General features: G+C 68.2%; 13 protein-coding genes and 1 pseudogene. 9 read left to right on the plus strand and 5 right to left on the minus strand.

Translation table 11 applies throughout. The features are described from left to right. The 5 genes and pseudogenes from ACLZN2_RS49730 to ACLZN2_RS49750 all read left to right on the plus strand — a co-directional run. A pseudogene (locus ACLZN2_RS49730) lies at window positions 1-190 on the plus strand (hypothetical protein); the annotation flags it as partial. A gap of 24 nt (window positions 191-214) precedes the next feature. Then, entirely contained in the window at window positions 215-724 is a 510-nt protein-coding gene (locus ACLZN2_RS49735) for a hypothetical protein (RefSeq protein WP_416986755.1), read from the plus strand. A 62-nt stretch (window positions 725-786) separates the two neighbouring features. Further along, entirely contained in the window at window positions 787-1,806 is a 1,020-nt protein-coding gene (locus ACLZN2_RS49740; protein ID WP_416986757.1) for an MSCRAMM family protein, read from the plus strand. 253 nt (window positions 1,807-2,059) lie between these two features. Then, a complete protein-coding gene (locus ACLZN2_RS49745) occupies window positions 2,060-2,755 on the plus strand; it encodes an isochorismatase family protein (protein WP_416986759.1) in 696 nt (231 codons plus the stop codon). Window positions 2,756-3,463: 708 nt separating this feature from the next. Beyond that, window positions 3,464-4,888, plus strand: coding sequence for a hypothetical protein (locus tag ACLZN2_RS49750; RefSeq protein WP_416986760.1), 1,425 nt, complete (start codon window positions 3,464-3,466; stop codon window positions 4,886-4,888). A gap of 140 nt (window positions 4,889-5,028) precedes the next feature. Here the strand turns inward: ACLZN2_RS49750 and ACLZN2_RS49755 are convergent, their stop codons facing one another. After that, the gene (locus ACLZN2_RS49755) at window positions 5,029-5,913 is read right to left on the minus strand and encodes an HNH endonuclease (protein ID WP_416986761.1); all 885 of its coding nucleotides are present in this window, start codon (window positions 5,911-5,913) and stop codon (window positions 5,029-5,031) included. Then, entirely contained in the window at window positions 5,913-7,394 is a 1,482-nt protein-coding gene (locus tag ACLZN2_RS49760; RefSeq protein WP_416986763.1) for an AAA family ATPase, read from the minus strand. Before ACLZN2_RS49760 ends, ACLZN2_RS49755 begins: the two co-directional genes overlap by 1 nt. 744 nt (window positions 7,395-8,138) lie before the next feature. On the opposite strand from ACLZN2_RS49760, the gene ACLZN2_RS49765 reads away from it, so the two are divergent. From ACLZN2_RS49765 to ACLZN2_RS49780, 4 genes are all read left to right on the plus strand, one after another. Continuing rightward, entirely contained in the window at window positions 8,139-8,498 is a 360-nt protein-coding gene (locus tag ACLZN2_RS49765; RefSeq protein WP_416986773.1) for a DUF317 domain-containing protein, read from the plus strand. Window positions 8,499-8,625: 127 nt separating this feature from the next. After that, window positions 8,626-8,910 carry a hypothetical protein gene (locus ACLZN2_RS49770; RefSeq protein WP_416986774.1) on the plus strand — a complete coding sequence of 95 codons (285 nt, stop codon included), beginning with the start codon at window positions 8,626-8,628 and terminating at the stop codon, window positions 8,908-8,910. A 78-nt stretch (window positions 8,911-8,988) separates the two neighbouring features. Continuing rightward, on the plus strand, window positions 8,989-9,675 hold the full coding sequence (locus ACLZN2_RS49775; RefSeq protein WP_416986765.1) for a DUF317 domain-containing protein: 687 nt from the start codon (window positions 8,989-8,991) through the stop codon (window positions 9,673-9,675). A 47-nt stretch (window positions 9,676-9,722) separates the two neighbouring features. Then, window positions 9,723-10,490, plus strand: coding sequence for a hypothetical protein (locus ACLZN2_RS49780; protein ID WP_416986766.1), 768 nt, complete (start codon window positions 9,723-9,725; stop codon window positions 10,488-10,490). Between the two features lie 325 nt (window positions 10,491-10,815). Here ACLZN2_RS49780 and ACLZN2_RS49785 read toward each other — a convergent pair whose 3' ends face one another. From ACLZN2_RS49785 to ACLZN2_RS49795, 3 genes are all read right to left on the minus strand, one after another. Further along, complete coding sequence (locus ACLZN2_RS49785; RefSeq protein WP_416986768.1) at window positions 10,816-11,238, minus strand: NUDIX domain-containing protein; 423 nt, start codon at window positions 11,236-11,238, stop codon at window positions 10,816-10,818. A 171-nt stretch (window positions 11,239-11,409) separates the two neighbouring features. After that, window positions 11,410-12,099 (minus strand): hypothetical protein, encoded by a 690-nt coding sequence (locus tag ACLZN2_RS49790; protein ID WP_416986770.1) that lies wholly within the window; start codon window positions 12,097-12,099, stop codon window positions 11,410-11,412. A gap of 93 nt (window positions 12,100-12,192) precedes the next feature. After that, on the minus strand, window positions 12,193-12,466 hold a 274-nt coding region (locus ACLZN2_RS49795; RefSeq protein WP_416986772.1), incomplete at its 5' end, for a hypothetical protein.

Raw genomic sequence — 12,466 nt, forward strand, 5'->3', positions numbered from 1 at the left:
GCGCCACCACAACCGCCAGCCGCCGTGGAGCGGCGCGGACGTCGGCGGACTGCGGGCCGCGATCGAGCAGTACACGCAGGTCTGGTTCCCCGGAGCCTGGACGACCACCGCGCGATCCCGTCCGGCGGCCAGTACGGCGCGCAACATCCCCACAGCCCAGGCCAGCCCCACAGCAACCCGAACACGCTGACCCGCTCCCCGAACACGGAGCCCCATGCCCCCGCCCCGCTGGCTGGCCCTCCGGCGCCGACCGCAACCCGAGGCCATCCGCACCGCCGAACCCGAGTCCCACACCCCGCCGGGACCGCAGGGCCCCTGGCTCACGGACCCGGACTTCTCCGCCCGGCTGCATTCCGCCACGCTGACCCTGCTCGACCTGGTCGAGGACGTCATGCACGACGACTTCACCCTGACCGAGGCCATCGACGGCTTCCGCTACCACGCCGCCGACCTGCTCAACATCCCCGACCAGTACGGCATCCTCGTCGAAGCCGAGGCAGCCGCCCAGATCGTCCACGCCGCCGGCCTGCCCGCTGGCCCGCTCTTCGGCCCCACCATCGCCCAGGGCCTGGGCTGCATCGAGACACTGCCCATCGAAGACCAGGAAAAGCTCGTACGAGCAGCGGCCCGCCGCTACGCGACCACCGCGCCGTCACGCCGCCCGGCACGAACACGTCAAGTACCGGCTGCCTTAGCGGTCCAGCCCCCGCGCCGTACCCGCTGACCGGCCTCACCCTTCAACCGACGGGCAGCCCCGCCCGCGTCCCACTCAGGAGACTCCCCTTCTTGCACACCCGCTCTGCCCGCCGCCTGCCCGCCACAGCCGTCACCATCGCCGCCGTGGCCAGCACCGTGTCTCTGGCCCCGGCTGCCGTAGCACAGACCTCCGAGCCGACTCCGTCCACCTCCGCTGTCCCGCTGAGCGCGGCTGAGACAGGCGGGGTCACCATCCTGAAGAAGGATCCCGGAGGCGACGTCCTCCCCGGCGCTTCGTTCACCCTGGTCGACTCCGAAGGCCAGCAGGCCGCCAGCGGCGAGACCAACGCCGACGGCCAACTGGCCTTTGAGGACCTCCCGCCGGGGGTCTACCGACTCAAGGAGGTCTCCAGCGGTAGCCCACTGCATGACGTCGTCGACGACCAGGACGTCATTGTCACCCCCGGCGCGGACACTCCGCTGACGATCATCGACCCCTTCAAGCCCGCCACGGTCACCGTGAAGGCCAGGGATAGCAAGAGCGGCACGCTGCTGCCCGGATCCACCGTCAACATCGGCACCGGCGACACCACCCTTCTCACGCTCACCACCGGCGCAGGCGGCACCGCCTCCGCGAAGCTGCCCGTCAACAGCCGTACCGGCACCACCTTCTGGGTCAAGCAGACCAAGGCACCGGCCGGATACGAGCTCTACAAGCCCTCGAAGAGCTTCACCGCCAAGCCCGGCAGCCCGGTCACCGTGACCGTCACCAACACCAAGACCACCAGCACAACACCGGCGCCCAGCTCCTCCGAGAAGCCGTCCGACAGGCCGACCACCGACGAGTCCACGTCGGACAAGCCGAACCCGGACCAGGGCGACAGCACGCCCTCGTCGTCCACGTCGCCGTCCGGCACCGCGGTCGCCGCCAAGACTACGACGAGCACTGCGGCCCCCGCCCCGAAGGGCACGCTCGCCCATACCGGTGCTGACGCCGCCCCATGGCTCCTCGGCGGCGCCGGTATCCTCCTCACCGTCGGCGGAGGCGCCGTCTTCGCGGCACGCCGCCGCCGCGCCGATGACGACAGCGACGGCCCTTCCCTGGGCTGACACAACCTGCCAGCAGCCGCCATAACCCCCGGAGTTCTCGCGATTCCGGGGGTTTTCGCGCCCGACAGACGGGCTATCTGGTGGACGTAGCAGCACGGGCCAGAAGCCAGTTGAGGGAGCGCCGCTGCTCGGGCACTGTCCGCTTCACTTGGGCTCTCCGAGCATGACACGTAACCGAGAGGCGGAGTCGGCGTGCTCATCGGTCACGTAGGGCAAGCTCGTCCCAGTCACGAGCCAGCCGACCGAGGGATGTATGCAGACCGACTCCAAGATCCACGCCTGGCGGATCGAACCCCGGGAGTACGCACGGCAGGAGGAGAGGCGCGGCAGGCGGCACGCGTACGAGAGCCTCGACCCGGTGCGCACTGCGCTGATCGTGATCGACATGGTGTCCTTCTTCGTCGAGGCGAATCCCTACGTCCGCGGCGTCGTGCCCAACATCAACCGCATCGCTGAGGCACTGCGCACAGCTGGCGGCCCGGTCGCCTGGGTGCTGCCGGCGAACGAGGCACCGCTCGGAAGCGTGAGCAGCGAGTTCTACGGACCGACAGTCAGCCAGACGTTCGCGGCGACAGGAGGCGAAGGTCCACTGCGCTCGCGCCTGTGGCACGCCCTCGATGCCCGGCAAGGCGATCTCGTGGTGGAGAAGACCGCCTACAGCGCCTTCTTCCCTGGGCGCTCGCCGCTACTGGGACTGCTGGCGGAGCGCGGTATCAACACCGTCCTCATCACGGGCACACTCACGAACGTCTGCTGCGAATCCTCGGCCCGGGACGCGGCCACCACGGGCCTGCGCGTGCTGATGATCGCCGACGCCAATGCGGCCCGGCGCGATCAGGACCACAACGCTGCGCTGCACACGATCTACCGGTCATTCGGCGACGTACGGACTACGGACGAGGTGCTGGGCTTGATCGGACGGCACCCGAACTGCTTGGAGTCGCTGTGATTGAGCATCCCCTGGACTGCCGCGCGGCTCTCGCAGAGTCTCCTTCGTCCGGTGGTCTCCCCGGAGCCGGCGTGGCCGGCCAGGAGTACGGCGACTGCGCGCATTCTTCCGCCCCCTGCGCACCGGAGGGCCGTCAGCTTAAGCCGCTCGCCAGGCACCCTTTCGAGGGACAGTCCGCGATCAGGCGCCCTGAAAGTTGCACGGGCAGGGGTGGACACGGTTCGCTGTCTTCACCTGGCAGGTGGCAGCCAGTTCCGGGCGTCGCGAACCGACCCTGATGTCGACGGACAACACCACCACCTCGTGCCTTGTCCGTCTTGTTCACTGTCCACGTAAGCCGTCTGTTGTGAACTTCACGCGCCTTCTGCCGGGTCGGGGCAGGAACAAGGGAGAGCGTGATGCTCATCGAGCAGTACATCGTCGACATCCGTCGCCAGCTCACCGGCGAGACCCTCAGAGGAGCACGGCTCCAGCTAGCTGGCCTTCGGGACTGGTCCGAACCCGTGCCTGCAGCCAGGGACAACAACCAAGCGCGACTGGAGTCGCACCTGCTGCACGCCCTCGGCCAGGGGCAAGGCCGCCACCCGCTGGGCGTCAGTGAAGTCGTCCCCGCTGCTAACCAGGTGGTGCTGCGTCTGGAATCGGCGGAGCTGTTCACTTCGTTGCTGCCTCTGCTGCCCTACAAAGACAGGCGGCGGTCACGGCGGCGTGCTCGACCTGCGGGCCTACGCTGGCCGTCAGGGAGTCGAGCTGACCCTGGGCAGGGCCGGTGCCGGCCGCGCGCTGATTCTCGGTTCTGCGGGCTGTGATCTCGCCGCCGCGCTGGACGCCCACCGGGCAGCAGTGGAGGAGCGTCGCTACATGCCGCTGTGGACGGAGGACACCCCGCACGACCCGATGCCGCGCCCCCTGCGGCGCACCACGCAGTTGGCGAGCAAGACGTCCAAGCCCGTGGACCCGTATACCGTGCAACCGCAATTCGCCAGTGCGCTGCTGCGCCGCCTGCACCTGTGGGCATCGCTGAGCGCCGGCAGCACGGTGACGTTCACCAGCCAGCCGCACGGCTACGGCCTGACCTGGACGGTGCAACGCTGCGTGCCGCACCACCGCCATTTGCACGATGACGTCGTCGCCACCGCTCTCTCCGAGTCCGTGGCCGGACCAGGAGTGGCCGCCGACACTGACGGACACCACTGCGACGAGCAGCAGTACGTCCAGACCTTCGCCTCCGGCCGGCTCATCGTCTGCACCATCCATGCCGACAACCCCCACCCCGCCCGACGGCCTGGCCGTGACCGTGCGCATGTCCTGTCTACGTTCCTGCGCGAAGCACAGCCCGCAGCGAGCGCCATCGATCAGGCGCGCGGCGGGCACGTCCTTCAGCTCATCGACCCCTGGGGAGACGCCCGGCTGGACGCCGCCGAGCAACTCGCCGCCGCCTGGGCACTGCAAGGGCTGCACACGCTGGTACTCCGTGTGGACAGCAACCGGAACCATCGCAGGGAGACCGCCTTGTGGCAGCGAGCGCGACTGACCGGCGGATCTGGGGCCATGTTCGCGGGGTACGCCGACTTCGTCCACGGCGATCTCGAGGCTGACATTGCCCGGGCCCGCGGGGAGTTCGACCACGTCATCATGCTGAAACACCAGTGGACGGACGTGCCCCTGCTGGGCCTGTCCTCGTTGGCCGACGATCACGTCATCGTCACAGACGGGGGCTTCGAGAGAATTTCGAGGAGCACCTCCGTGCGGGCCGGGGAACTGCAGCGCCGCACCATCCCTCTCACTCCCAACGAATCCGCGGTGGCCTGGCTGCACCGCCGCCTGGCGAGGGTGCCCTTCGCCGAGGTGCCCATGACCGGCCTTGTCCTGTGGTGCACCCACGACAAGGTTGACCCGGACGCTTTCGATGCCACCGTTGATGTCGAGTTGGCCCGTCACGGGATGCCCGTGCTGGGTCGCCTGCCACAGGCGCCTCGCCGCAGCCCTCGTCGGACCGCGCTGGACCACCTTCCCGACCAACAGCGGGCGATCGTGATGCAGCAGGCCACGCAGATCCGTAAGAGCTTCGGCCCCGCGCGCGAGAACGCATCGGTGTTCCTCACCGCCCTACGGGAGTACGCCGAGTTCTAGCGGGAGCGACTCCGAGAGCCCCAACGTCAGGCGGGGGGCGGATGCAGAAGGGGTGTCCGGCGGGGCTGGCGTAGATGCGCGAGCCCCGTCGGCCCGTGGCAGGAATGTTGTCGACGGGCCGCATACGTCGGCCGCCCCAATTAATCGAGGTTCGCCTCCGCGCTTGAGCCGCGCCAGCCGCCGTTGACGTACCACTCGTCGGCAGCCAGGGCCTTGAACAGGGCATAGCCCATCGTGTTGGGGTTACCCCGGTAGCGCCAGCCCTCGGCCTTGCGCTCAAGCCAGAAGGCGATGTCGTTGGTGTGCGTCATCGTGAGGTCGTAGTTGGTGGATGCGATATGGCTACTGACCAGAAGGCTGTACCGGTAATCCAGGTCGAACACCTTCAGGTGGGTCTGGAGGCGTTCGGTGAGTGTGTCGCTCCAATCGGAGTGAGGGGATACGAAGAACTTCATGGACGGCTGCTCGTTGCCGCGTGGCCTCCTTAGGTGAGCGCGGAGCCAGGGGTGGTGGGAGAAGTCGTCGAAGTAGGGGTGCAGGGTCTGATCACCCGCCTTGACGGGGACTGTGGCGAGCTTGCCTGTATTGCAGTCGCGGCAGGCCGGAATGAGGTTAACCGGGACCACGCTGAGCAGCGGGTACTTGTTCTTGGGTAGGTGGTGATCGAGCGTGGTCACCAGGCCCTCCCCACAGAGGGGGCACCGGTTGTCCCGTCGACGGCCTTCCTCGTCGGTCGTACCTCTGAGCGCCTCGTAGATGCGGCGGCCCGGAGTGCGGTCCTTGACCATCCGGTCGGTGTAGACCCCCTCCAGGGCCTTGCGGTCGCGAGGGGCAGTAGGCGCGGCGGCGAGGCCGGTGAGGGTGTGAAGGGCCTGGCCCTGAGCGGCTACCTCGTACGCGCTTGCCGCATCGGCTACCGCGTCGGTGAACGACTCCAGCCGTTTTCGGCTACCGGGGCGGGCGTTGCCGATGCAGGTGGTGTAGACGTCGCGAGCGTCGAAGGGCGGAGGGTCTATGTGCTGCATCAGCCGTGCCCCTCCACTTCGTCGCGCTGGCCGAGCAAGGCGCTGAGCACCAACTGCGCCTCGCTGCCCAGCCGTCCGCTGAAATGTTCCAGGACAGCGTCGTAGGAGTAGCCGACGTCGACCAGACGCCGCAGCTCGTGCAGAAAGCCGGCCTCGGTGAGTTCCAGACCGAAGACCTCGTGGGTCAGCACGCCGACGTTCTCGCCGTACGTCTCGATGCGGGGCTGCGCGGCTCCGAGCTGCCCGCCGTAGCGCCAGAGCTTCCAGACGCAGTGGGCCGGAATCTCCTGGAGCACAACCGGCGAGTGCGTGGCGACGATGGCCAGCCCGTTGCGCTCGGCGAGCAGATCGGACAGCGCACGCATGAACGCGGCCAGCAAGGGCGGATGGAGGTGGGTTTCCGGCTCATCGATGATGACGAGGGTCCGCTCACTCACGTGCTCGATGAGCCGGGTCATGGTGAGCAGAACGAGCCGGTGGCCGGCGCTGAGGCGGCGGAAAAGCTGCCGGGCCTTTTTCTCGCGGCTGTTCAGGCTGGCGGTGTGCTCGAAGTTCTCCAGCCAGCCCTCCTCCAGGAGCCCGCTCCCGGGATAGTCGAGGGTGCGCAATGCCCTGATCCATTGTGGGCTGCGCTCGCGCGTCAGACATGCCTTCATGGCCTGCGCGAAGTCCTTCCTGAGCCCGCCAGGGGTCTTGAACCTGGGGGATCGTGAACCCTGAACACGCAGGCCCACGTAGGAAGCGATGAACATCTCGTCGCCCTCGACGAGGGGGAAGTCGTCAAAGGCGCTGAACGAGACGGCTACCAAGTTGTTGAAGGAGCGGCCCTCGCGGCCGTACTCGATGATCCGCCCGAGCTCCTGTGTCTGCGGCTCGACCGCAGCGACGGCGCGGGCCAAGTGGGAAAGGACATATGACTTCCCCACGCCGTTCCGCCCGGTCAGGGCGTGCACGTTGCTGGCCGGCCGGGAGCCTGGTTCGACCTTAAATTCGAACCGCACGGAAGCCATCGCCGGTGGTAGCGGCGGCTCGTATGCGATATCGAAGTTTACCCGGCGCGCTCCACCGCGTGCGATGCGCTGCAGCTGTCCGCGCACGGTCGACATCTTGACGAAGCGCAGTAGCGAAGTACGGGTCACATTCTGGTTCCGCGCGAGGCGGAAGGAGTCCTCGTCGTAGGCGATGTCCCGGAGCGCGGTGAGCACTTCCTCCCGGACGGCGCCGGGCATCTCGCTCAGCGCGTAGTAATAGCTTTCATCCTGGCCCACGGAGAACCACCGCGAGCTGTCCAGGCGGCTGAAGTGCTCCGGGAGCAGCACGTTAGCTACCTCATCGCCGTCCATCGCCACGTGGCCGATCTTCACGGTGCCGACCTCGGTCCAGCCCTCCCTCGTAAGAACGCGCAACGTGAACATGGTGCGGTATCCGTCGTCGTCCCAGGTGTCGTGGACGAGGAGCGCATCGAAGAGATCCTCCGCCATGGCGCCACCTTCGGCCCAGCGACGGTCGTCATAAATTACGCCGAATCGCACGGCTTTCCCCGCCCTCCTGCTTACTGTGCTCCGCCGTGATGTGCGATCTTAGGCGGCGGCGCGCGCACGGCTGTGCGGGGGGAGCGGACGTCGCGAACTCAACTGCCCGGCGGGAAGGGCGCCGCTGGGATTGGGCCGCCGTCGTTTGTTGGTGAGGTGCGAATGGCCCGGCTGGCGTCCAAGTACGTGTGTAGTTCGTCCTGCGCGGAAGCTATGAGCGCGGCCGGTCGCAGGAAGGAAGTCCATGAGAACCAGCCGGTCCCACTCCAACCACGACTCAAAGCCGACGTGCTGCCCGTCGTCGCTGCCCAGTACCACTCCGGGAAATGACGCCCACCCCACGACCACCGAAACGGCCGGACCGGCACTGCATTTTCGAACCTAGCCGTCGCGCAGTCCAACAATGGGTGGCGCCGCTTACTCCCGCGCTGGCCGTCCACACGACATGACACCTCGCTGTACGGGGCAGCACTCCCCACCACCGGCATTCGTCCCCCCGGCGTGATTGCCTCTCCGACTAGATTCACTGTCAGAAAAACCGAAGCGACTGGGTTCGCTGTCAAACGCCTCGATTGGATGACGAAGGACAAGTTCGCCTGTGGCAGACAGGAAAGATCCCGGAATGACTGGCCAACGCTTCTGGGGCATGTCAACGTAGACGCCTTCCCGGAAAACCCCCAGGTCAGAGAGGTGATGCCTGTGGCCTTGGACGTGGCCCAGCCCGGATTCGCCACCACTGTCGAGGCGCTGCGGCTGCACTCCTGGAAACTCGGTCCCGGCCAACCGATGCTGGTGATCGACCAGTTCACGGACGCCGATTTCAAGCTGGTCGTGGACGACCGCGCCGATGTCCATGTGAACAGCAAGGACGGCAGGTTCTACCTCGGCTGGTTCCCGACGGGCCGTCCTGGCACAGACGGTGAGGGCTGGGTAATCGCGGTCACGGGCACTGCGAAGACCCGCGGGTACCGGATTTCGTTCGACACCGAGACCCCGGCGGACATCGTCGCCGCCGCCGTGGCCCAGGTCCTGGCCACCGCCCAGCCGCTGTGAACGGCATCGTGGCCCGGTAGCCATTCCACCGCGTCGTACACGACTGCCTGCCCTGCTTTGCCCGACGCCGGCCACCCCTGTCCGCTACCGCGAGGAGAACGCTGTGGAAGACCCGCACCTGCCCGAGATGACCGTCGGCGACCTCATCGGCCTTCTGTCCGCCTGTGACCGTGACGCCCCAGCCCGCCTCGCCATCAACCCGCTCTTCCCCATGGCGCACCGCATCGGCGGAGTAATCGCCTCCCAGGACGAGAACGGCAACCCGATGGTCTTCATCGCCGAGGCCAACGACGCCGAACAGATCGGCCACCTGCCGCCGGACGTCGCCGTCGCGCTCACCTGGCACGAGCCGAGCGAGGCTCCCTCACGCCGCCGTCGCACGGCGACCTCGACGCGCGACGGCGGCAGTTGAACCAACCACGACCGCACGGAGGCGCCCCTGCACCCGCGCCACCCCCACGATCCCTCCTACCCGCACTCGCCGGACCCGGTGTACTGGGTTACTCCTCGCCATCTGGCCGGCGACGACAGCGCTCTCGCCGAGCGGATCGGCGACCTGCTGACCGGCATGGGCTGGCGCCTGTGGCCAACCTCCCGCCACACCCTGCTCTACGTGAGCCCCGACGAACTACGCGGCGCCGAGTGGATCCTCGCGAGCTACCCCTTCGAACTCGGCGGTCTGCCCGTGGCCTGGCAACTGTCCGTCCGCCCGCACGCCGCGAGCGCCTTGACCGAGTGGAACGCCTACTTCACCACCGGCGTCCCGCACGAGGCACTCGCCGACCTCCTCCTCGCGCTCGATGCCCGCGAGCTACCTGAGGCCGGGTTCGACGAGCCGGAGACGGTCCTGGCCACGCTCGTCGCCCAGGGCTGGATGAGGGACGTGGACCGGCCCACGACCACTGCCACGGACCCCGGCTTCGCCTCCAGCGTGTCGCTGGAGGAACTGCCCCCGCTCATCCAGGACGCCGACCCGCGCCCCGACCTGATGGGCTGGCAGGCATGGGCGGAACCCGTCCTCGGCGCCCCGTATCTGTGGTGCGCCAGCTTCAGCGCCAGCGTCCCGCACGACTTGGTTGCTGTCTTCGCCGCCTCGCTCGCCTCCCCGGTCCCGGTGCCCCGGCGCACCCTGCCGGACGTCGCGCAGGAGCGGCTCACCGTCGTCCGCCGCGACTGACGACACCGCTCGCCACCCACCCGATGTCTCATCCCCTGGAGGTCTGCTTGCCCCTGCCCTTGATCCGGCTGTCCATCTCTCCGACGAACGGGACCGCCCACCACGGCGTCATGGCCGGCACCGAGCCGCTGACCGTGTGCGCCACGCACGCGACCGACCTCGCACTGATCGCGGAGAACACGGCACACTCGCTGTGCCAGAGCTGTACGCGTGCCTGGCTCATCCTCACCACGCACCCGCACCCCGGCGGCGAACCGGATCTCCGGCCCGCTGTCGGCACCGGGAAGAGTGCAACCGCTCACCGGCCGATCCCCGGCCATCTGCTGGGCTACTGCGGCAATCCGCTTGACGCGCGCCCGACGTCGGCCCGGCGGGTATGCGCCAACTGTTCGTCGCTCGCGGCGGCCCTGGAACGCTTCCACCGCCTCGCGGGCGAGGTGAGAGTGCTCTTTGAGGGATCCTGCCCGCGCGACGAGGACGTGCTGTGGGCGCCCAACGGCCGCGGAAACCTCGTCACCGGGCACCGCCGTCATGCCGCCTCCGGCACCGCTTGGTGCGGCACGCCGCTGTCCGGGCCGAACCCCGACGCCAGCACCGAATGCGCCCCTTGCCGCCGTGCCTGGAGGAACGAGCGCGACCGGCGCAGCACGGTGTTGCCCCGCATGCGGTCACGCGCCCGCTGGTGGCACCAGCGCCGGAACGTGGAGACCTTTTCCGGCCGCGCCGCAGACCTCAACACCGGTGACGTCTATACGGTGTCGGGCTGCCCAGACCAGCACCAGGTCCTGACCGTGACCCACCCGGCCCGGGGCTGACGGCTTGCCGCCCTCGTCTATCTCCCTGGTCAAGACGAGATCGTGGAGCTGGGAATCCACCACGACCGCCTGCTTGTCATCGAACGGCCGCAGCCGCCGGAGGCGGGTATGCCCCGGCTGTCCTGATCCTTACGGCGGCGCGGCACCGGCCTGCTCCGATAGTGCCTGTGCTGGCCGACCGCCAAGGCCCAGAACACCAGGGCCCGGTTCCCTCATCTTCGGCAAGGTGAGGGAACCGGGCCCTTTTCCCATGCGGTCAGGGAGCGCCGCGTGCTGCAGATGTCCACCGGGCGCCCGGACGGTGCCGGTGGTGGTGAGAGCAGTCTTACGGGCTTCGTGGCGGCAGGCGCCCTGCGAGTTGTTCGACGTAGTGTCTGACATGGGGAGGCATCGGCTCGGGCAGGGCGTCTAGCGAGAACAGGCGAAGGTCCTGGCCCTCGCCGAGGAGGAGTTCGTCCGCGGTGCCGTCCCATGCCGCCACGAAGACGTGTGGAGCAGTCTTGCCCTTCTCGTACGCGGTTACCGCAGCTTCCGCGATTGTGTCCGGCACGATGCCGGTCTCCTCCAGCAATTCGCGCAGGATCGTCTCGAGCGGCGTCTCGCCCGCCTCCGCTCCGCCTCCGGGAAACGACCAGTGCCCTGGCCAGGCTATATGCGCCTTGTCGTCCCGCAGTTGGAGCACGACCTCACGGCGAGGTGTGGTGACGAACGCGAAACACCCACGGGTCTTCGTCGGCCGGTCCGCCACGCCGGTGACCTCTCTTCGTACGACAGTTCCGAATGGCGCCCGGCCCGAGGCCGTGGCTGCATCGCGGTTCCCATGGTGTGCAGTTGTCCGGGGACCACGGTAGTACCGGATGAAGACTGCCCCGTCTTCCCGCGGAGCAGGGGAGGACGGGGCAGGACGGTGTGCCTCGGGTCAGTGGGCGACCGCCGTTCGTACGGCTGCGGCGATGTGGGCGTCGACGAGGGCGGGCGATCCGGATACGACCACCAGGATCGCGCCGGCGCGGATCGCAGTCTGCTTGACGACGCTGCGCCGTCCGCCGGCGCTGTAGGAGAGCAGTTGGCTCCACTGCTCGTCACCGAGCCGTGGCGCACTGGTCGTCTGGGTATGCATGTCGATGAGCGTGCTGCCCACTGACACCTGGTAGGTCGGGCACGACGTCATGGCGTTGAAGATCCGCGTCACGCCCGTGGACAGCTTTGCGGGGGTGTCGCTGTACAGCTCCTCGGACACCTCCGAGCCGCTGGAACCGGCGTAGGTGAAGGACACCTTCGCCGAGCGGGGAAAGTCGAGGCTGCTGCCGACTGCGGTCTGGCCGCCGAGCTCGGCCAGTGCCGGGCAGCCGATCACGGTGACGTCGTCGTGCCGAGCCGTAGTCTCCGGCTTACGGGTGTAGCCCTCGCCCAAGTCGCTCTCGTCAAGGAGCCGGTTGGCCAAGCCAGCCGAGGATAGTGGCTTGGCCGTCAGGTTGTTGTGCTCCTTTGTGCCCGTCGCTGCGGTGGAGGACGTCGGATTGGGGGAGGCGGAGGTGTTGTTGGAGCAGCCCGCCAGCGCGAGTACGGCGAGGCTGAGGCTGAGGACGGTCGTGGTGGGAAGGCGCATGCGGAAGCCCCTAGGTGGCGCGGTGCGGACGGTCTGACCGGGTCGGCCCTCCAGGTGCCGGCAGATGCGAAGGGGGTAGGGGTTTCGAGGGGCTCAGTGCCCGAGGTGGCGCAGGCCGTCCTCCAGGGTGGGGTGCCAGTGGTCGACGGGACCGCAGTTGCGGTTGAACCAGGCGGCGTCCAGACGGGGCTCCAGCACCTGGTGACCTGCCGGGCAGCGCAGCCACACTGAGTCGTCGTTCATGTTGAAGACGATCCAGTCCCGGTACGTGCTGCACTGCGGGCAGGCGTGGACCTCGCCGTCGATGACGAGCGGGGGCATCCAGCGCATCATCACGCCCTCGACGTCGTGCCTCGACGGCGCCCGC

Source organism: Streptomyces sp. T028 (genome assembly GCF_048159505.1).
Taxonomy (GTDB): Bacteria; Actinomycetota; Actinomycetes; order Streptomycetales; family Streptomycetaceae; genus Streptomyces.

What these genes read in the sequence shown, in the direction of transcription:
- ACLZN2_RS49735 (WP_416986755.1), top strand. Translation starts at nt 215, where the DNA reads ATGCCCCCGCCCCGCTGGCTGGCCCTCCGGCGCCGACCGCAACCCGAG.
- ACLZN2_RS49745 (WP_416986759.1), top strand. Translation starts at nt 2,060, where the DNA reads ATGCAGACCGACTCCAAGATCCACGCCTGGCGGATCGAACCCCGGGAG.
- ACLZN2_RS49765 (WP_416986773.1), top strand. Translation starts at nt 8,139, where the DNA reads ATGCCTGTGGCCTTGGACGTGGCCCAGCCCGGATTCGCCACCACTGTC.
- ACLZN2_RS49760 (WP_416986763.1), bottom strand. Translation starts at nt 7,394, where the DNA reads ATGGCGGAGGATCTCTTCGATGCGCTCCTCGTCCACGACACCTGGGAC.
- ACLZN2_RS49770 (WP_416986774.1), top strand. Translation starts at nt 8,626, where the DNA reads ATGACCGTCGGCGACCTCATCGGCCTTCTGTCCGCCTGTGACCGTGAC.
- ACLZN2_RS49790 (WP_416986770.1), bottom strand. Translation starts at nt 12,099, where the DNA reads ATGCGCCTTCCCACCACGACCGTCCTCAGCCTCAGCCTCGCCGTACTC.
- ACLZN2_RS49755 (WP_416986761.1), bottom strand. Translation starts at nt 5,913, where the DNA reads ATGCAGCACATAGACCCTCCGCCCTTCGACGCTCGCGACGTCTACACC.